The sequence below is a fragment of the Streptomyces rubiginosohelvolus genome (genome assembly GCF_014649875.1).
Taxonomy (GTDB): domain Bacteria; phylum Actinomycetota; class Actinomycetes; order Streptomycetales; family Streptomycetaceae; genus Streptomyces; species Streptomyces rubiginosohelvolus.
Genome location: NZ_BMTW01000013.1, coordinates 115,552 through 134,452, shown reverse-complemented (window position 1 = coordinate 134,452; position 18,901 = coordinate 115,552). Strand labels below are relative to the sequence as shown.

General features: G+C 71.0%; 15 protein-coding genes, 1 tRNA gene and 1 riboswitch. Of the genes, 5 read left to right on the top strand and 11 right to left on the bottom strand.

All coding sequences use genetic code 11. The features are described 5' to 3' along the window. The first annotated feature begins 94 nt into the window (after positions 1-94). The 3 genes from IE134_RS25615 to IE134_RS25605 all read left to right on the top strand — a co-directional run bounded on the left by IE134_RS25615 (position 95) and on the right by IE134_RS25605 (position 3,638). Positions 95-1,096 carry an SGNH/GDSL hydrolase family protein gene (locus IE134_RS25615; protein WP_030710337.1) on the top strand — a complete coding sequence of 334 codons (1,002 nt, stop codon included), beginning with the start codon at positions 95-97 and terminating at the stop codon, positions 1,094-1,096. A 186-nt stretch (positions 1,097-1,282) separates the two neighbouring features. After that, a complete protein-coding gene (locus tag IE134_RS25610; RefSeq protein WP_098017269.1) occupies positions 1,283-2,503 on the top strand; it encodes an acetyl-CoA C-acetyltransferase in 1,221 nt (406 codons plus the stop codon). A 235-nt stretch (positions 2,504-2,738) separates the two neighbouring features. After that, positions 2,739-3,638, top strand: a complete 900-nt coding sequence (locus IE134_RS25605; protein ID WP_189431900.1) for a hypothetical protein — start codon at positions 2,739-2,741, stop codon at positions 3,636-3,638. A gap of 39 nt (positions 3,639-3,677) precedes the next feature. Here IE134_RS25605 and IE134_RS25600 read toward each other — a convergent pair whose 3' ends face one another. The 3 genes from IE134_RS25600 to IE134_RS25590 form a co-directional block, all read right to left on the bottom strand. Further along, positions 3,678-3,995 carry a hypothetical protein gene (locus IE134_RS25600; protein WP_098017270.1) on the bottom strand — a complete coding sequence of 106 codons (318 nt, stop codon included), beginning with the start codon at positions 3,993-3,995 and terminating at the stop codon, positions 3,678-3,680. A gap of 105 nt (positions 3,996-4,100) precedes the next feature. Beyond that, on the bottom strand, positions 4,101-4,982 hold the full coding sequence (locus tag IE134_RS25595; protein WP_029182214.1) for a Bax inhibitor-1/YccA family protein: 882 nt from the start codon (positions 4,980-4,982) through the stop codon (positions 4,101-4,103). Between the two features lie 212 nt (positions 4,983-5,194). After that, positions 5,195-5,280: transfer RNA gene (locus IE134_RS25590), tRNA-Leu, on the bottom strand. 589 nt (positions 5,281-5,869) lie between these two features. On the opposite strand from IE134_RS25590, the gene IE134_RS25585 reads away from it, so the two are divergent. After that, positions 5,870-6,640: an ABC transporter ATP-binding protein gene (locus tag IE134_RS25585; protein ID WP_010059849.1), complete on the top strand. Its 771-nt coding sequence runs from the start codon at positions 5,870-5,872 to the stop codon at positions 6,638-6,640. 118 nt (positions 6,641-6,758) lie between these two features. Beyond that, on the top strand, positions 6,759-9,290 hold the full coding sequence (locus tag IE134_RS25580; protein WP_098895286.1) for an ABC transporter permease: 2,532 nt from the start codon (positions 6,759-6,761) through the stop codon (positions 9,288-9,290). A 105-nt stretch (positions 9,291-9,395) separates the two neighbouring features. Here IE134_RS25580 and IE134_RS25575 read toward each other — a convergent pair whose 3' ends face one another. The 8 genes from IE134_RS25575 to IE134_RS25540 all read right to left on the bottom strand — a co-directional run bounded on the left by IE134_RS25575 (position 9,396) and on the right by IE134_RS25540 (position 18,880). Further along, positions 9,396-10,721 carry a class I SAM-dependent methyltransferase gene (locus IE134_RS25575; protein WP_098017273.1) on the bottom strand — a complete coding sequence of 442 codons (1,326 nt, stop codon included), beginning with the start codon at positions 10,719-10,721 and terminating at the stop codon, positions 9,396-9,398. Between the two features lie 344 nt (positions 10,722-11,065). Further along, positions 11,066-12,451: an NAD(P)/FAD-dependent oxidoreductase gene (locus tag IE134_RS25570; protein ID WP_030710348.1), complete on the bottom strand. Its 1,386-nt coding sequence runs from the start codon at positions 12,449-12,451 to the stop codon at positions 11,066-11,068. 425 nt (positions 12,452-12,876) lie between these two features. Next, positions 12,877-13,821 (bottom strand): Ppx/GppA phosphatase family protein, encoded by a 945-nt coding sequence (locus tag IE134_RS25565; protein WP_030710349.1) that lies wholly within the window; start codon positions 13,819-13,821, stop codon positions 12,877-12,879. After that, positions 13,818-14,432: a DUF501 domain-containing protein gene (locus tag IE134_RS25560; RefSeq protein WP_030710350.1), complete on the bottom strand. Its 615-nt coding sequence runs from the start codon at positions 14,430-14,432 to the stop codon at positions 13,818-13,820. Before IE134_RS25560 ends, IE134_RS25565 begins: the two co-directional genes overlap by 4 nt. Positions 14,433-14,480: 48 nt before the next feature. Then, positions 14,481-14,960: an FtsB family cell division protein gene (locus IE134_RS25555; protein ID WP_030710352.1), complete on the bottom strand. Its 480-nt coding sequence runs from the start codon at positions 14,958-14,960 to the stop codon at positions 14,481-14,483. Between the two features lie 94 nt (positions 14,961-15,054). Next, positions 15,055-16,335, bottom strand: a complete 1,281-nt coding sequence (gene eno, locus IE134_RS25550) for a phosphopyruvate hydratase (protein ID WP_003968663.1) — start codon at positions 16,333-16,335, stop codon at positions 15,055-15,057. A gap of 323 nt (positions 16,336-16,658) precedes the next feature. After that, on the bottom strand, positions 16,659-17,366 hold the full coding sequence (locus IE134_RS25545) for a transglycosylase family protein (protein ID WP_030710354.1): 708 nt from the start codon (positions 17,364-17,366) through the stop codon (positions 16,659-16,661). Between the two features lie 5 nt (positions 17,367-17,371). Then, a riboswitch (cyclic di-AMP (ydaO/yuaA leader) is annotated at positions 17,372-17,548 on the bottom strand. Between the two features lie 288 nt (positions 17,549-17,836). Beyond that, the gene (locus IE134_RS25540; protein WP_098017275.1) at positions 17,837-18,880 is read right to left on the bottom strand and encodes a transglycosylase family protein; all 1,044 of its coding nucleotides are present in this window, start codon (positions 18,878-18,880) and stop codon (positions 17,837-17,839) included. Positions 18,881-18,901: the final 21 nt, after the last annotated feature.

The window sequence follows — 18,901 nt, the reverse complement described above, 5'->3', positions numbered from 1 at the left end:
GGGAAGGAGTACGCGGAGCCCCGAGCGGGGCAAGTAGGTACGTGTACGGCTGTACGGCGAGGAGGAGGTGGACCGGACTGTGTCGAGAGCAAGGGTGGCACGGCGGATCGCGGCGGGCGCGGCTTACGGCGGTGGCAGCATCGGGTTGATCGGTGCGGCGGCCGTGGGCGTGTTCCTGGCGGAGGTCCAGCTCGCGAAGAGGCAGGTCGGCGGCGGGACGGCGCCGGTTCCGCCGAGTGCGGACGGGCGGTACGGAGTGGCGTTCGCCGGGCCGAACGACGCGATGCGGCTCGGGATGCTCGGGGATTCGACGGCCGCGGGCCAGGGGGTGCGGCGGGCCGGGCAGACCCCGGGCGCCCTGCTGGCCTCGGGTCTCGCGGCGGTGGCCGAGCGGCCGGTGGATCTGCGGAACGTGGCCCTGCCCGGGGCCCGGTCGGACGATCTGGAGCGGCAGGTGTCGCTGCTGCTCGCGGATCCGGCGCGGGTCCCGGACGTCTGCGTGATCATGATCGGGGCGAACGACGTCACCCACCGGATGCCGGCGACCCAGTCGGTGCGCTGTCTGACGACGGCGGTGCGCAGGCTGCGGACGGCGGGGGCGGAGGTGGTCGTCGGGACCTGCCCGGACCTGGGCACGATCGAGCCGGTCTACCAGCCGCTGCGCTGGCTGGCCCGGCGGGTGAGCCGGCAGCTGGCGGCGGCGCAGACGATCGGCACGGTGGAGCAGGGCGGGCGCACGGTGTCGCTGGGCGACCTGCTGGGCCCGGAGTTCGCGGCGAACCCGCGCGAACTGTTCGGCCCGGACAACTACCACCCCTCCGCCGAGGGCTACGCCACGGCGGCCATGGCGGTGCTGCCCACGCTGTGCGCGGTGCTGGGCCTGTGGCCGGAGACCGACCGGCTGGACGGCGCACGGCGCGAGGACATCCTCCCGGTGGCGAAGGCGGCCTCCCAGGCGGCCCGGGAGGCCGGTACGGAGGTCACGGGGGCGCGCGCTCCCTGGGCCCTCCTCAAGCACCGCAGGCGGCGGCGTCTGCCCGCCTCCACGGAACCCACCCCGCACGCCCACCCGGACGCGGCCCACGGGCACGCGTAGCGGGTGGGGTCACCCGGCGGGCCGTGCTGAGCAAGCGCTTAGAAAAGAGTCCCGCATCACACGGCCTGCCGGGTGACCCCGGCGATACGTCCGGGTAACTTCCAGAGGAGTTCCGCCTGCCCACCCCGACGTGCAGCCGTACAGCCTCACAGCCCGTACAGCCTTCCAGCCCCTTGGAGCCGCGTGATGCCCGAAGCCGTGATCGTCTCTGCCGCCCGTTCGCCGATCGGCCGCGCCTTCAAGGGGTCCCTGAAGGACCTGCGCGCGGACGACCTGACCGCCACGATCATCCAGACCGCGCTGGCCAAGGTCCCCGAGCTGGACCCGAAGGACATCGACGACCTGATGCTGGGCTGCGGTCTGCCCGGCGGCGAGCAGGGCAACAACCTGGGCCGCATCATCGCCGTGCAGATGGGGATGGACCACCTTCCCGGCTGTACGGTCACCCGCTACTGCTCCTCCTCGCTGCAGACCAGCCGGATGGCGCTGCACGCGATCAAGGCGGGCGAGGGCGACGTCTTCATCTCGGCCGGTGTCGAGATGGTGTCCCGCTTCACCAAGGGCAACTCCGACAGCCTGCCGGACACGCACAACCCGCTGTTCGCCGAGGCCGAGGCCCGCACCGCGGCCCGCGCCGAGGAGTCCGGCGCGAGCTGGCACGACCCGCGCGAGGACGGCCTCGTCCCGGACGCGTACATCTCGATGGGACAGACGGCGGAGAACCTGGCCCGGGCCAAGGGCGTCACCCGTCAGGACATGGACGAGTTCGGCGTACGGTCGCAGAACCTCGCCGAGGAAGCCCTGAAGAACGGCTTCTGGGAGCGGGAGATCACGCCGGTCACCACCCCCGACGGCACGGTCGTCTCCAAGGACGACGGCCCGCGCGCGGGCGTCACGCTGGAGGGCGTGCAGGGCCTGAAGCCGGTGTTCCGCCCCGACGGCCTGGTCACCGCGGGCAACTGCTGCCCGCTCAACGACGGCGCCGCGGCCCTGGTGATCATGTCCGACACCAAGGCGCGCGAGCTGGGCCTGACCCCGCTGGCCCGGATCGTCTCCACCGGCGTCTCCGGCCTCTCCCCGGAGATCATGGGCTACGGCCCGGTCGAGGCCAGCAAGCAGGCGCTGAGGCGGGCCGGCCTGACCATCGACGACATCGACCTCGCCGAGATCAACGAGGCGTTCGCCGCCCAGGTCATCCCCTCCTACCGGGACCTCGGCCTGCCGCTGGACAAGGTCAACGTCAACGGCGGCGCGATCGCGGTCGGCCACCCCTTCGGCATGACCGGCGCCCGCATCACCGGCACGCTGATCAACAGCCTCCAGTTCCACGACAAGCAGTTCGGCCTGGAGACGATGTGCGTGGGCGGCGGCCAGGGCATGGCGATGGTGATTGAGCGCCTCAGCTAACCCCGTCGAGCCCCGACCGTGACCGAATCTCCCCCAGGATGTGATCTGCGTCCCGGGGGAGAGTCGTTTCCGCAGGTCAGGCCGGTTTGGGGCTAAACATCGGACCGAAAGACCTGTCCATTTCGTGACGTAATGCACTGACAGCCCGTACCGGTACAGGCCAAGCTGATGTAGGAAGTCGGGGGTATCGATTGAGACCGGGAGTATGTCAGTGAGCGCCATGTCATTTGCCCTGTTGCTGACCACCGCCGCTGCCACGGCCGTCGGCGCCGCCGCACTGCACGCCGCTCACGGGCTGCGCAAGCAGGTCGTGGCGCTGCGCACGGAGCTGGCCGCGAGCCACGTTCCCGGCGCCTCGGTGCCACCGCAGAGCCGCAGTACGGCCACTCCCGCCGAGGAGATACGCGCGGCCGTCGCCGACGCGCTCGCCGAGGAGCGGGAGCGCGAGCTGGCCGAGGCGCGCGCCTTCTGGGCGGCCCAGGAAGCCCGTGACGCCGCCGACACCCCGTCCCTGTTGGGCGGTCTGCCCGGCCTGGGCGACGACGCCCCGTACTACCTGCCCCGGCAGGCCGACTTCGCCGGCCTGGAGTCGATGGACCTGGAGGCGGCCGAGGCGATGGAGGAGCTCGTCGAGCTGAGCGAGCGGACCCTCGCGGAGCACGAGGTCGGTGAGCTGACCGATCTGCCGACGGACCTGCACACGGAGCTGTCGACGGACCTGGCGACCGGGCTTCCGGAGACCTCGGAGTTCCCCGAGGACTCCCCCGAGCTGGCCGCCGCCCGCCGCCGCCACCCCTCGCACCCGGACTTCGTCCCCGTACAGACGCCGGTCGTCACCGACCACGAGCGCACCGTGAACCGTCTTGAGGAGCTGGCCGACACCGCGACCGAGCTGACCGATGTGCGGCCCGGCCCGCTGGGCACGCTCGATGTGTACGTCTTCGCCGACGGCACCACGCTCTGCATGACCCCGGGCCACCGCGAGACCGCCGAGCGGCTCGCGGACGCGCTGCGGGCGGGCCGGCAGCCGGTCCTGCTGGGCGGTTCGGGCGTCTCGGGCGCCTACGCGCTGACCTTCTCCTGCGGCGAGGACAACGTGTACATCCTCGCCGACCGCGTCATCGCCTCGTTCTGACCGCCGGGCGCGGGCCGCTCGTACGCGCACCCGCGCCGCTCACGCGAAAGCCCGCGCCACCGCTTCGTCGACACACCGCACGGCCTCGTCCAGCTCCTGGGACGGGGCCGTTTCCAGTGCCACGGCCAGGTCCCGCCCGGCGACGGCGAGCTGGTCGCCCACCGCGAACATCCCGGCGTCCGGCAGCTCCCGCGGCTCGGCGCCCGGGCTCTCCAGCCGCTGGGCCCGCACGGCGAGCTCCCGGGCGGCGGCCAGCGCCTCGGCGGCCGCACCGCGCTGGAGGCGGCTCTGCGGGGCCGAACGCAGCCGGTCGGCGAAACGGTCCACGGCCAGGATCAGGGGCGTCGTATCGAGCACCCGACCGACCCTACGCGCCCTTCCCGCGAACGCGGAACGGCCCGCAGGCGCGGTGCCTGCGGGCCGTTCCGGTGCTACGGGGTACTGCGGGTACTACGGGGTCGCTCAGTCGTCGCCGCTGAGGATCGCGACCAGGCGCAGCATCTCGATGTAGATCCACACCAGGGTCACGGTGAGACCGAAAGCGGCCAGCCACTCCTCCTCACGGGGAGCGCCGTACGCGATGCCGTCCTCGACCTGCTTGAAGTTCAGGGCGAGGATGGCCGCGCCGATGACGATGGCCACGATGCCGAAGACGACGCCGAGGGCCCCACTGCGGAAGCCGAGGCCGTCACCGCCGCCGAAGACGGCGAACAGGAGGTTGACCATCATCAGCAGCATGAAGCCGATGGCGGCCGCCATCACGAAGCCGTAGAAGCGGCGCGTGACCCGGATCAGACCGGTGCGGTAGGCGATCAGCACACCGGCGAAGACCGCCATGGTGCCGAGCACCGCCTGCATCGCGGCGCCGGGGGCGACGTACATGCTGACGATGTTGCTGACGATGCCGAGGAAGACACCCTCGAACGCCGCGTAGGTCAGGATCAGCGCGGGCGAGGGCCGGCGCTTGAACGAGTTGACCAGCGACAGCACGAAGCCGATGAGCGCGGCGCCGATGGCCACGCCGTAGGCGCTGCCCAGGTTCGCCTGGTCGACCGGCATGATCCACCACGCGGCCGCGGCGGCCAGGATCACGGTGCCGAGCGTCATCGCCGTGCGCGTCACGACGCCGTCGATGGTCATCGCGTCGGTACGGGCGGGCGCCTGCGGGGCACCCTGCATGTCCGTCTGCGCGTAGGGGTTGGTGGCGTACGGGTTGGCGGCGGTGCCCTGTGCGTACGGGTTGCCCGTCGCGGGGGCCCCGGCCTGCGGCGCCGCGTTGAAGCCCGCGTGGCCGTTGTCGCGGCTGAACCCCCGTCGCGAGAAGACCGGGTTGCTGCTCCTCATCTCACTCCTCCATGGCCACACTGCGTGGCCTTGCCACAAGAGTAATGGGTAGGCAAAGGAATCACCCTAGTGCCCGGGGAGGATCTTTCCGGCATCCGTGCCGGAGCGCCCGTCGGGGACCGGGCCGGGTTCCGAGGCGGTTCGACGGTCACGGTCGGAGGCGATTCGGCGGTCACGGTAAGGCCCGTGCCCGTCACGCAGCGTGCGGCGCGTGGTGCCCGGAGCCGGACTCGAACCGGCACGCCCCCGAGGGGCAGCGAGGTTTAAGCTCGCCGTGTCTACGTTCCACCATCCGGGCGTGCCGCGCGGCTCCGCGTCTGGCTACCGACCCTATCCGGGGCTGTCCCTCGATCAGCGGAACAGTGGCGCGATGTTGTCTTATTTTATTGACCGCTTGAGGGTCCGTCAGCACATCGGGCCGGGCTGACCACACGCCTGCGGCCGTTCCCGGGCGGTGTGCGCGCCGCATCGGAATGACGGAAAGTCGCCGCACTCGTACGGCCCAACGCGCCAGGTCCGCGCCATGCCCCGCCAGGGCGTGCGCCACCCTCGGCTCCGACGGCACTCCGACCTCGGGCCCGGCACCGCTCCGCGACCGCCCGGCAGCCGCCGCGACCGGCCCCTCGTCCACGCTCCGCACACTCACACTGCGTCACGGCCGGCCGGCGACGTCCGGGGGTGGGAGGACTCCGCTCAGGGTCGTGTCATACCCGAGGAGGACGAAGCCACGCCCTCGATGCGACTCAAGACGGCCCCGGGAACGGGCATCGGGGGTGACGACCAGGGGCAGTCGGGCCGTAAGGATGGAGTAAGTCCCCCAGGCATGGCGTCAACGCCCGCATCGGCATGACCCAGGCCCCCGCCCCACCCGAACCAGGAGCGTCCCAGTGACCACCACCCCCACCGTTCACCGCGCCACCGCGGTGGCTGCCCGCGCCACGGAGCTGTCGAAGGTCTACGGCGAGGGCGAGACACAGGTCGTCGCCCTGGACCGGGTGACCGTGGACTTCCCGCAGGGCGAGTTCACGGCGATCATGGGCCCCTCGGGCTCCGGCAAGTCGACGCTGATGCACTGCGTCGCCGGGCTCGACAGCTTCAGCAGCGGCTCGGTGCGGATCGGCGACACCGAGCTGTCCACGCTGAAGGACAAGCAGCTCACCCAGTTGCGCCGGGACAAGATCGGCTTCATCTTCCAGGCGTTCAACCTGCTTCCGACGCTCACCGCGCTGGAGAACATCACCCTGCCGATGGACATCGCGGGCCGTAAGCCGGACGCCGCGTGGCTCCAGAAGGTGATCGACATGGTCGGTCTCTCGGAGCGGCTGAAGCACCGCCCGACCGAGCTCTCCGGCGGTCAGCAGCAGCGCGTCGCCGTGGCCCGCGCCCTGGCCGCGCAGCCCGAGATCATCTTCGGTGACGAGCCGACCGGAAACCTGGACTCCCGCTCCGGCGCCGAGGTGCTGGGCTTCCTGCGCAACTCGGTGCGCGAGCTGGGCCAGACCGTGGTGATGGTGACGCACGACCCGGTGGCCGCCTCCTACGCGGACCGGGTCATCTTCCTCGCGGACGGCGCGGTCGTCGACCAGATGATGCACCCGACCGCCGACGGCGTCCTCGACCGGATGAAGGCGTTCGACGCGAAGGGCCGCACCAGCTGACGCCCGCGGCCGGTCACCACGACCGGCCGCCGCACGGCTGACGCGTACGGCCGCCGTACCCGGCCCCGTACCCGCACGCCCCGCCCTCCCCTTCCGGAACCCATCCCAGGACACAGACATGTTCCGTACCGCCCTGCGCAATGTGCTCGCGCACAAGGCCAGGCTGCTGATGACCGTGCTCGCCGTCATGCTCGGCGTAGCGTTCGTCTCCGGCACGCTGGTCTTCACCGACACCCTCGGCAACGCCTTCCGCAACCAGTCCGCCAAGAGCTACGACAACGTCGCCGTCTCCATCGAGACCTACGCCGGCGACGACGAGAAGACCCCCGGCATCGACGACGCCACCCTGGAGAAGATCCGGGGCCTGGACGGCGTGGCCTCCGCCACCGGCCGCGTCGACGGCTTCGCCGGGGTCGCCGACCCCGACGGCAAGCTGATCGGCAACGGCTGGTCCAACACCGGTGCGAACTTCGCCCCCGGCAAGGACGGCAAGGACGCCCAGTACGCCTTCGTCGAGGGCTCGGGCCCGGCGAAGAACGGCTCGGTCGCGCTCGACAAGGACACCGCGAGCAAGGGCAAGTACAAGGTCGGCGACCCGGTGCGGGTCGCGACCAACGGCCCGGTGAAGGAGTACACCCTCTCGGGGATCTTCACCACCGAGGACGGCGCGGTCAACGCGGGCGGCAGCCTCGTGCTGTTCGACACCCCGACCGCCCAGAAGCTCTACCTGAAGCCCGGTGTCTTCCAGAACGCCACGGTCAGCGCGGCGGGCGGGGTCTCCGACCAGAAGCTGCTGGACGAGATCGAGCCGCTGCTGCCGAAGGACGCCACCGCGCAGACCGGCAAGGCCCTGGCCGACCAGCAGGCCAAGGACATCGAGTCCGGCCTGACCAGCCTCAACACCATGCTGCTGGCCTTCGCCGGCATCGCGCTGTTCGTCGGCATCTTCCTCATCGCCAACACCTTCACGATGCTGATCGCCCAGCGGACCCGTGAGCTGGCCCTGATGCGCGCCATCGGCGCCACCCGCCGCCAGGTGAAGCGCTCGGTGCTGCTGGAGGCCGCCTTCGTCGGCGTCCTCGCCTCCGTCATCGGCTTCCTCCTCGGTCTGGGCCTCGCCACCGGTCTGCGCTCCGCGATGGGCCTCATGGGCGGCAAGATCCCGGCCGGTCCGCTGGTCGTCTCGCCCACCGCCGTGATCTCCGCCTTCGCGGTCGGCATCCTGATCACCGTGCTGGCCGCCTGGCTGCCCGCCCGCCGGGCCGCGAAGATCGCCCCGGTCGCCGCGATGAGCAGCGTGCACGCCACCGCCTCCGTCAAGTCCCTCGTCGTACGGAACTCGATCGGCGGTGTGATCACCCTGCTGGGCTCCGCCGGCATCGTCGGCGGTGCCGCGACCGGCGGCACCTCCGGCCGGCAGCTGGTCGCCGCGGGCGCGTTCTTCGCCCTGATCGGCGTCATCATCCTGATCCCGCTGCTCTCCCGCCCGGTGATCGCGCTGGTCCGGCCGCTGCTGAAGAAGGTGTTCGGCGTCTCCGGGAAGCTGGCCTCGCAGAACGCGGTCCGCAACCCGCGGCGCACCGGAGCCACCGCCTCCGCGCTGGCCATCGGGCTCACCCTGGTCACCGGCATCTCGGTGCTCGGCGTCACGCTCGGCCAGGCCATCGACAAGATGACCACGGACAACATCAAGGCCGACTACCTGATCTCGATGGCGAGCGGCGACTCGCTCGACGAGTCCGCGCTCACGGCCCTGTCGAAGGCCGACGGCGTCGCCGCGCTCTCCCCGCAGCAGGCGGCCTCGCTCCAGGTCGACGGTGAGTACCACTCGGCCTCCGGCGTCACCCCGGGTGACGTGGAGAAGGTCTTCTCGCTGACGACCGAGTCCGGTTCGCTGGCCTCGCTGAAGGACGGCCAGGTCGCGGTCGGCTCCAAGACCGCGAAGTCGAACGGCTGGAAGACCGGCGACACCCTTCCGGTGACGTTCGAGGACGAGAAGAAGGGCGAGGTGACGATCGGGGCGACGTACAAGGAGAACGAGTTCCTCTCGCCCTTCGTCCTCCCGAAGGAGCTGGCCGACCGGCACAGCGCGTCCACCCGCCCGGAGATCCGCGAGATCTGGATCAAGTCGGACGGCGGCGCGAGCAAGGCCAACGAGCAGTCCATCGTGGACGCCCTCGGCGACAACCCGGCGATGAGCGTCATGGACCGGCAGGACATCCGTGACATGTTCGGCGGCTTCATCAACACCGCCCTGAACATCATGTACGGGCTGCTCGCCATGGCCCTGCTGATCGCGGTCCTCGGGGTCGTCAACACCCTCGCGATGTCGGTGTTCGAGCGGCAGCAGGAGATCGGCATGCTCCGCGCGATCGGCCTCGACCGGGGTCGCGTCAAGCGGATGATCCGTCTGGAGGCCGTCGTCATCTCGGTCTTCGGCGCGGTGATCGGGGTCGGCCTCGGGGTCTTCCTCGGCTGGGCGATCGGCCGGACCCTGTCCTCCGACATCCCCGGCTACGCCCTGGTCATCCCGTGGGACCGGCTCGGCGTCTTCCTCCTCCTGGCCGGCCTGGTGGGCGTCCTCGCCTCGCTGTGGCCCGCCCGCAGCGCCGCGAAGCTCAACATGCTGACGGCGATCAAGACGGAGTAGCCACAGGTCCCGGGGCCGGGACGCAGGGGACGACGAGGGGCCGGTGCACCGCTGGGGAGCGGAGCACCGGCCCCTCGCCCGTGCCCGTGCCCGTACGCGTACGGGTCAGGCGTCCATGTCCGTGTCCGCGTCGTCCGCGTCCTCCGTCCACGCGCGGGCGCGCAGCGGCAGCCGGGAGCCGCCGCCGTCCAGCGGGCGCACCGCGAGGATCTGGTTGACGCCGATCTTGTTGCGCTCGAAGGAGAGCGCCGAGGCCGCCATGTAGAGCCGCCAGACCCGGGCCCGGCCCGGAGAGGTGGCGCGTACGGCCTGCTCCCAGTGCCGCTCCAGGTTGGCCACCCACTGGCGCAGGGTCAGCGCGTAGTGCTCGCGCAGCGCCTCGACGTCCCGGGCCTCGAAGCCGGCCTCCTCCAGGGTGGCCAGGGTGCGGCCGACCGGGGCGAGTTCGCCGTCGGGGAAGACGTAGGCGTCGATGAACGCGTCGATGTGGTACGCCTCCTCGTCCCGTTCGGGGCGGCGGGCGATCTGGTGGTTCAGGAGGCGGCCGCCGGGCTTGAGGAGGGCGTAGAGGTCCTCGGCGTACTCGCGGTAGCGGACCGAGCCGACGTGCTCGGCCATGCCGATCGAGGAGATCGCGTCGTACGGGCCGTCGCCGACGTCCCGGTAGTCCTGGACGCGGATCTCGATCCGGTCGGTCAGGCCCTCCTCGGCGATGCGCTTGCGGGCGTGGGCGGCCTGTTCCCGGGAGAGGGTGATGCCGGTGACCCGGGCCCCGTAGTGGCGGGCGGCGTGGATGGCCATCGAGCCCCAGCCGCAGCCGACGTCCAGGAGCCGGTCGCCCTCCTTCAGGCCGAGCTTGCGGCAGACCAGGTCGAGCTTGTCGCGCTGGGCCTCTTCCAGGGTGGAGCCGTCCTGCCAGTAGGCGCAGGAGTAGACCATGGAGGGGCCGAGCACCAGGGCGTAGAAGTCGTTGCCGACGTCGTAGTGGTGGCTGATGGCCTCCTTGTCCCGGCGTCTGGTGTGCAGCGGGCCGGTGCGGCGGCGCACCTCCTCGGCGGGCGGGGCGGGCGGCGGCCAGGGGCCGGCGAGGTCGAGGAGGCCGCGGGCGAAGGCGCGGACCTTCGGGTCGCGGACCGGGTGGACGGTGTCCTTGGCGTCGGCGCCCCGGTCCCACAGCAGCCCGGCGATCCGGTCGAGGACCTCGTACAGATCGCCCTCGACGTCGATCTCCCCGGCCACCCAGGCGCGGGCCAGGCCCAGTTCGCCGGGCTTCCACAGGAGGCGGCGCAGGGCGCGGCGGTGGCGGATCACGAGGGCCGGGGCGTCGGGCGGCCCCGACTCACTGCCGTCCCAGGCCCGGATCCGGACCGGCAGGGGTTCCGAGAGCAACTCCTCGGCGAGAGCGGTCAGCCGCGACGCGGCGTCTGCCATGGCGCACACCTCCGTGGTGTTTCCCCGACAAGCACAGCAAGCACAAGATCGACAAGCACAGGCAACAGACATGCTCGTAACCCCGCCACGACACCCCGGGCGCCGTCGCGAGGTACACCTGCGTCAACTCTTCCCGCACACTCCGTCATCCCGCTACCGGGCAACGAAAGGGCAAAGCGTGTGTACGTCCCACCCACATCGGCGGGGCCGGGCCACCGCCGCCCGCCGGGCCTCTGCCTTGACCCGCGCCCGGGTACGCCGAAGGGGCCGTCCGCACCACGGATGGCGGACGGCCCCTTCGGGCGTCGTACGGAGCGCTCCTCGCGGAGCGGGTCACCGGAGGGTCAGGAGGCCTTGGCCTTCTCGCCCTCGGGCTTGGCGGCGGCCGGAGCCGGGGCCGGCTTGGCGGCCTCGTAGAACTCCTCGCGCGGCGTCTCCATGGCGCCGAGCGAGACGACCTCGCGCTTGAGGAACATCGCCAGCGTCCAGTCGGCGAAGATCCGGATCTTGCGGTTCCAGGTCGGCATGGCCATGCCGTGGTAGCCGCGGTGCATGTACCAGGCGAGACGGCCCTTGAGCTTGATCTTCACCTTGCCCATGACGATCATCGCGACGCCCTTGTGCAGGCCGAGACCGGCGACCGCACCCTTGTTGGCGTGGCTGTACTCCTTCTGCGGGAAGCCCCGCATACCGGAGATCACGTTGTCGCCGAGGACCTTCGCCTGACGCAGCGCGTGCTGGGCGTTGGGCGGGCACCAGGCGTTCGGGTTGCCGGCGCGGCGGCCGACCATGTCCGGCACCTGGGCGTTGTCGCCCGCGGCCCAGATGTAGTCGGTGCCCTGCACCTGGAGCTTCTCCGAGGTGTCCACGTGGCCGCGGGGGCCGAGCGGCAGGCCGAAGCGGGCCAGCGCCGGGTTCGGCTTCACACCGGCGGTCCACACGATGGTGCTGGAGTCGACCTCCAGGCCGTTCTTCAGGACCACGTGGCCGTCGACGCAGGAGTCCATCGAGGTGGAGAGGTAGATCTCCACACCGCGGCTCTCCAGGTGCTCCTTGCCGTAGGCGCCCAGCTTCGGGCCGACCTCGGGGAGGATCTTGTCGGCGGCGTCGACGAGGATGAAGCGCATGTCCTCGCGCTTCACGCTGGTGTAGTACTTCGCCGCGTCGCGGGCCATGTCCTCGACCTCGCCGATGGTCTCCGCGCCGGCGAAGCCGCCGCCCACGAAGACGAACGTCAGCGCCTTGCGGCGGACGTCCTCGTCGGTCGTGGAGTCGGCCTTGTCCAGCTGCTCCAGGACGTGGTTGCGCAGGCCGATGGCCTCCTCGACGCCCTTCATGCCGATGCCCTGCTCGGCGAGGCCGGGGATCGGGAAGGTGCGGGAGACCGCGCCCATCGCGATGACCAGGTAGTCGAAGGGCAGCTCGTAGGCCTCGCCGACGAGCGGCGCGACCGTGGCGACCTTGCGGTCCTGGTCGATGGTCGTGACACGACCGGTGAGAACCTCAGCCTTGGGCAGCACGCGTCGCAGCGGGACGACGACATGCCGAGGCGAGATGCTGCCGGCGGCAGCTTCGGGGAGGAAGGGCTGGTACGTCATGTACGACCGCGGGTCGACGACCGTGACGGTCGCCTCTCCGTATCGCATCTTCTTCAGAATGCGACGAGCTGCGTACAGGCCTACGTACCCACCGCCTACAACGAGGATCCTGGGACGCTCCGTGGTGCTCATGCCATCGAGTATCCACCCCGCCCCAGGGGGGTGCTCGTGAGCCCCTTCACAAGGATTGACCGACCCTCTGCTACACTTCGCCGCCCACGTGACCCAGGTCATGGGTACGAAAGGGAACCACGACACTGCGGGAAACGTTGTTCACCGCTTGTGAGCTGGACCTTGACCCTTCGGGCGGGGTGAAGCACGCCCCTCTTTCACCCGGGCGTAACACCCCGGGAACGCGCCCGCGACGCTCCTCCAGGGCCTCGGGAGTGCCCCGCAGGGGCGTACGGGGCGCGAACTGCGCCCGACAGAGCCCAATTCCTTGTGAAGAAGTTCACGAACTTTCTCGCCGCGTGTCCCGGAAGGGGTCCCCCGAGCGGCCCACCGAAGCCGGTGGGCGGCTCAAAGGTGCAGGTGACGAAGCGATTGAGCGGGGGCGGTCAGCCCGCCGCACTCCACGCGATCCCGTCCAGGATGTCGTGTTCGCTCACGACGACCTCGTGGGCTCCCGTCCGCTCCATCACCGCGAGCAGGACGAGCGCCCCGGCGCCGATCACGTCGACCCGGCCCGGGTGCATCACGGGGATCGCGGCGCGCTCCTCGTGCGTCGAGCGCAGCAGGTGCTCGGTGATCGCGCGGACCTGGCCCCGGGAGACCCGGGAGTGGTGGATGGCCCCGGAGTCGTACTCCGCCAGCTCCAGCGCGATCCCGGCGACCGTGGTGACGGTACCCGCGAGGCCGACGAGCGTGCCCGCGCCGGTGAGCGGCACGGTCTCCTCGGCGATGTCGAGGGCGGCGTCGATGTCCGCGCGGATCGCGGCGGCCCGCTCGTGGCTCGGCGGGTCCACGACGGCCCCGTCCACGACGAGGTGACGCTCCGTCATCCGTACGCAGCCGATGTCGACGGACCGGGCCGCCTCCACCTCGTCCGAGCCGAGGACGAACTCGGTGGAGCCGCCGCCGATGTCGACGACCAGATAAGGCTTCGCCAGATGGTCGCTGCCGGCCAGCTCCTTGGTGGCCCCGTCGAAGGAGAGCTGGGCCTCCTGGTCGCCGGTGATCACCTCGGGCTCGACGCCCAGGATGTCCCGCACCCCGGCCACGAAGTCGGCGCTGTTCTCGGCGTCGCGGGAGGCGGAGGTGGCGACGAAGCGGATCCGTTCCGCGCCCAGTTCCGCGATCGCGGCGGCGTACTCACGGCAGGCCGCGAACGTCCGCTCCAGCGCCTCGGGGGCGAGCCGGCCGGTCCGGTCGACGCCCTGGCCGAGGCGGACGATCGTCATCCGCCGGTCCAGCTCGGTGAAGGAGCCGGTGGCGGGGTCCACGTCGGCGACGAGGAGCCGGATGGAGTTGGTGCCGCAGTCGACGGCGGCGACCCGGGTCATGCGCCCTTCCCGTCGGCGGGGCCGTCGAGCGGGCGGAAGGCGAAGTGGCCCTCGTCGCCCTCGTCGACCGTCCAGCCGTCGTCCTCGCCCGTCGGCGCGCACGGCGCGACGCAGGGGCCCTTGGCCCACCACTCGGGCAGCATCGCGATGGCCTCGTCGCCCAGCGGGTTCACCCCGGGGCCCGCGGCCAGCGAGTGGCCGACCAGGACGTGCAGGCACTTCACCCGGTCCGGCATGCCGCCCGCGCTCGGGAAGCCCTCCAGGACCTCGATGGCGTCGCGGCGGGTGATGTAGTCCTCGTGCGCGGCCCGGTAGGCCTTCGCCAGCTCCGGGTCGGTCTCCAGACGGGCCGTCATCTCCTTCATGACCCCGTTGGCCTCCAGCGTGCCGATCGCCGAGGCCGCCCGGGGGCAGGTCAGGTAGTACGTCGTCGGGAACGGCGTGCCGTCCTCCAGACGGGGCTGGGTCTCCACCACGTCCGGGTTGCCGCACGGGCAGCGGTGCGCGATGGCGCGCAGACCGCGCGGCGGGCGGCCGAGCTGCTGCTCGAACGCGGCGATGTCCGCGTCGGTGGGCTTGGTGGACTCGGTCTGCGGAGGGGGCGTTTCCATGCCTGCCTTGGTTCTGCTCGAAGCTCGTAAGGGGGGGTCGCGGCTCGGTCAGTCGCGGTCGTCACGGTCGGCGCTGTCCACGCCGTCCCAGAGGTTGGAGTGCCAGGGACGGTCGCTCGCGCCGGGTTCCGACCGGCGGTCCTCCGCCGCGTCGGGGTCTGCCACGGTGTAGCCGGTCTCCCCGGGAAGGACGTAATGGAGGTGCTGGCGGGCCAGGCGCATGATGTACGCGTCGTCCTGGAGCCGCGCCTTCTCGTCCCGCAGTTCCTCGGTACGCCGCTCCGCCTCCTGCGAGAGCCGCTCCTGCTCGGCGATCTCGTCGCGCTGGGAGACGTACTGCCGCATCGGGTAGGCGAGCGCCACCACCAGGGAGCAGACGACCAGCGCCAGGAACGCGGCCCGGCCGGTGAGCCGGGAGCGGCGGGCCTGGCGGCGGTTCTGCGACCGGTACACGCGGGCCGCGGTCTGCTCGCCGAGCAGCCGCAGCCTGGTCGCGGTGGAGAACCGGTCACGGTCCTTGCCGGCCATGTCTCCCCGCCTCCCCGTCACATACGTCCGTCCCCGCACACGGTACGGGACCGGGTGCGGGGACGGACGGAGGCCACCGACTTGGCGCCGCGGGTCAGCCCTTGAAACGCGGGAAGGCGGAGCGGCCCGCGTACACCGCGGCGTCGTCGAGGATCTCCTCGATGCGCAGCAGCTGGTTGTACTTGGCGACGCGGTCCGAGCGGGCCGGGGCGCCTGTCTTGATCTGGCCGCAGTTCACGGCGACGGCGAGGTCGGCGATGGTGACGTCCTCGGTCTCACCGGAGCGGTGCGACATCATGCACTTGAAGCCGTTGCGCTGGGCCAGCTCGACGGCGTCCAGGGTCTCGGTCAGCGAACCGATCTGGTTGACCTTGACGAGCAGGGCGTTGGCGGAGCCCTCCTCGATGCCGCGGGCCAGGCGCTCGGGGTTGGTGACGAAGAGGTCGTCGCCGACGATCTGCACCTTGGCGCCGATGCGGTCGGTGATGACCTTCCAGCCGGCCCAGTCGTCCTCGTACAGCGGGTCCTCGATGGAGACCAGCGGGTACGCGGAGACGAGCTCCTCGTAGTACTCGGTCATCTCGGCGGCCGAGCGGGACTTGCCCTCGAACTCGTAGACGCCGTCCTTGTAGAACTCGGACGCGGCGACGTCGAGCGCGAGCGCGATGTCGCGGCCCGGGACGTAACCGGCCTCCTTGATGGCCTCGACGATGAGGTCCAGGGCGGCGCGGTTGGACTCCAGGTTCGGGGCGAAGCCGCCCTCGTCGCCGAGTCCGGTGGACAGGCCCTTGGTCTTCAGGACCTTCTTCAGCGTGTGGTAGATCTCCGCGCCCCAGCGCAGGGCCTCGGAGAAGGACTCCGCGCCGATCGGGGCGATCATGAACTCCTGGATGTCCACGTTGGAGTCGGCGTGCGAGCCGCCGTTCAGGATGTTCATCATCGGAACGGGCAGCAGGTGCGCGTTCGGGCCGCCGAGGTAGCGGAAGAGCGGCAGGTCGGACGCCTCGGAGGCGGCGTGCGCGACGGCCAGCGAGACGCCGAGGATGGCGTTCGCGCCGAGCGAGGCCTTGTTCTCGGTGGCGTCCAGGTCGAACATCGCCTGGTCGATGAGGCGCTGCTCGGTGGCGTCGTACCCGACGAGCTCCGGGCCGATCTGCTCGATGACGGCGAGGACGGCCTTCTCGACGCCCTTGCCCTGGTAGCGGTTGGGGTCACCGTCGCGAAGCTCGATGGCCTCGAACGCACCGGTGGAGGCGCCGGACGGAACGGCAGCACGGCCCGTGCTGCCGTCGTCGAGGCCGACCTCGACCTCGACCGTGGGGTTGCCCCGGGAGTCGAGGATTTCCCTGGCTACGACGACGTCGATGGACGGCACGAGGCATCTCCTTCTGGGATCTGACACTGGTTGTGCAGGGTCACTGTGGCCTTGCGACCCGAGCCTATCCGGCCCGGCCGCGTCCGTCGGCCGCCCGCCCGCCTCCTGGGACGAAAAAGGACCCAAGGGCCTGCATAGCGGGACAGAACTCTAGAAATCTACTGAGCGGTAACAACAAGAGGTGAACGCATACGGGCCCCCGGACGCCCGCCGCCCACGAAGAACCCGGCCCGGCGCGCTGGGGGGAAGAGCGCGCCGGGCCGGGAAGCCGTGCGAGGGAGAGTGCCGCCGGACCCTCTCCCTCCGGGGAGGAGAGACGGCGATTACTTCAGGTGGAGCTGCTGACCCGGGAAGATCAGGTTGGCGTCCTCGACGATGTCGTCGTTGAGCTTGAAGAGCTTGCTCCAGCCGCCCTTGACGTCTTCCTTCTGAGCGATCTTGCTCAGGGTGTCGCCGGCCTTGACCTTGTACTCGCCGTCGCCCTTCTTGACCTTGTCGCCGGTCGGGGTGGTGACGGTCTTCTTGCTCTCGGCCTTGGGGGCCTCGCGCTGCTCGCTGCGCGTGGTGGGCTGCTCGGCCTGACGCTCGGGCTGCGCCTGCTCGGGCTTGCTCTCGGACTGGCCGGAGCCGCCGGGGTTCACGCCCGGGTCCACACCGTCGTTGGTGAGGCCGCCGGCACCGGCGCAGGCCCAAGCGCCCGGGCCCTGCATGTCGAGAAGCTTCTCGGCGGTGGCGATCTGCTGGTCCTTGGAGGCCAGGTCGGCGCGCGAGGCGTACTGCGTACCGCCGGCGGCGGCCCAGCTGGACTGCGAGAACTGCAGTCCGCCGTAGTAGCCGTTGCCGGTGTTGATGGACCAGTTGCCGCCGGACTCGCACTGGGCGACGGCGTCCCAGGTCTCGACGGAGGCGGCGGAAGCGTTGGTCGCGCCCATCAGCGGGACGGCGACGGCGGCACCGGTGACACCCGCGAGGGTGGCGATACGGGCGGCCTTGGACGGGCGGCGGTGCTTGCCCTTGCTGTTCAGCAGCATGGAACGAATCTCCTCACCGACGCCTACGAGGTGAGCTGTCGGGTTCGGGCTGATGAGTTGCCCGGCCGTGCGACCTTGCGCACGGCTTCACCCCTAGCCGGTCCCGTACACCCCCTGGAGGGGCTGTGCGGACCCGGCGGCTTACCTGGGTCCCCCGCTCCTGCCTACGGCGCTTACGCGTCTGTTCCCTTCGACCGACGGCAGGATTCGGCGTGACGGTCGACGGGGCCCGCGGTGCGAGCGGCTTAGACCGTAAACACAGGCAACCCCGACATTCAAAGATGGACATAGGGGGCAATCAGCCCGAACTCGCGGCGGTTGGTGGGTCGTTTCCGCAGGTCGGGGGCGATGTGTACGAATGGGCCGGAAGGGGAGCGTGAGTTGAAGCAAAGAGACCCATGTCTCACTTACGCAAAGTGGACATAGGTCTCTTAACTGCCTCTGTTTTCGGGGTATTTTCCCGAATTGGATCAGTTGGCGGCAGGCGCCTCGGCGGACTCCTCGGCAGGCTCTTCGGCACCTTCCGGCGCGGCCTGGCCGGCGGCCTGGCCCAGCCCCAGATCCAGGTTCTGGCCGGGCAGGATCAGGTCCGGGTCGGAGCCCAGGAGGTCCTTGTTGGCCTCGTAGAGACCGGTCCAGCCGTCAGGGAGTTCCTGGGCGTCGGCGATGGCCCAGAGGTTGTCGCCGGGCTGCACCGTGTACGCACCGGCCGCCGCACCGCCGTCCCGGGCGTCGCCGTCGCCGCGCGAGGCGTGCCGGCCGGAGCCGCGCGGACCGTCCTCCTGACCCGCTCCGGCCTCCTCGGGCGCCGGGGTGCCGCGGTGCTTGCCGCCCTTGCCCTTCGAGGAGTCGGGGGCGGTGGAGGGGTCGGTGGCGTCGGGAGCCTCGGAGGAGGGTGGAGTGGAGGGCGTCACCAAGGAGTCGGGGGCTTCGCCGCCCTTCTCCGCGTCAGCGCTGTCACCCTTGTCCGCAGGGTCACCCTTGCCGCTCTCATCACCCTTGTCACCCTTGCCGGACTCATCAGTTTCACCGGACTTGCCGGATTCATCCGCTTCGTCGGGTGCGTCCGCTTCGTCGGTCGGGGTGGCCGTCGGGTCGGGGGCGGGCGAGGTGCCCGGGTCGACGCCCGGGAGGCTGCCGTCCACCGCGAGACCTGAGATCACCGCACAGCTCGGCCACGCCGTGGGGCCCTGGTCGTCCAGGACCTTCTCGGCGACGGAGATCTGCTGCGACCGGCTGGCGAGGTCGGCGCGGGGCGCGAACTCCGTACCGCCGTACGCCGACCAGGTCTCCTGCGAGAACTGGAGCCCGCCGTAGTAGCCGTTGCCGAGGTCGGCGCTCCACATGCCGCCGCTCTCGCACTCCGCGACCCGGTCCCAGGTGGAGGCCTCGGCCGCGGTCGCGCCGCTCGCCCCGAGCAGCGGGATGGCGATGGCCGACCCCGTCACCCCTGCGGCGACGACGATGGCGGGTGCCTGGCGAGGGCGGCGGTGTCTGCCGTTCGCGGAGCCCATGGGTATGCCTTCCGTGCGACT

Excerpts from the sequence above, each read along its gene's own strand:
- IE134_RS25595 (WP_029182214.1), bottom strand. The coding sequence starts at position 4,982 with ATGAGGAGCAGCAACCCGGTCTTCTCGCGACGGGGGTTCAGCCGCGAC.
- IE134_RS25565 (WP_030710349.1), bottom strand. The coding sequence starts at position 13,821 with ATGACCCGGGTCGCCGCCGTCGACTGCGGCACCAACTCCATCCGGCTC.
- IE134_RS25545 (WP_030710354.1), bottom strand. The coding sequence starts at position 17,366 with ATGCTGCTGAACAGCAAGGGCAAGCACCGCCGCCCGTCCAAGGCCGCC.
- IE134_RS25555 (WP_030710352.1), bottom strand. The coding sequence starts at position 14,960 with ATGGCCGGCAAGGACCGTGACCGGTTCTCCACCGCGACCAGGCTGCGG.
- IE134_RS25580 (WP_098895286.1), top strand. The coding sequence starts at position 6,759 with ATGTTCCGTACCGCCCTGCGCAATGTGCTCGCGCACAAGGCCAGGCTG.
- IE134_RS25610 (WP_098017269.1), top strand. The coding sequence starts at position 1,283 with ATGCCCGAAGCCGTGATCGTCTCTGCCGCCCGTTCGCCGATCGGCCGC.
- IE134_RS25540 (WP_098017275.1), bottom strand. The coding sequence starts at position 18,880 with ATGGGCTCCGCGAACGGCAGACACCGCCGCCCTCGCCAGGCACCCGCC.
- IE134_RS25570 (WP_030710348.1), bottom strand. The coding sequence starts at position 12,451 with ATGAGCACCACGGAGCGTCCCAGGATCCTCGTTGTAGGCGGTGGGTAC.
- IE134_RS25560 (WP_030710350.1), bottom strand. The coding sequence starts at position 14,432 with ATGGAAACGCCCCCTCCGCAGACCGAGTCCACCAAGCCCACCGACGCG.
- IE134_RS25575 (WP_098017273.1), bottom strand. The coding sequence starts at position 10,721 with ATGGCAGACGCCGCGTCGCGGCTGACCGCTCTCGCCGAGGAGTTGCTC.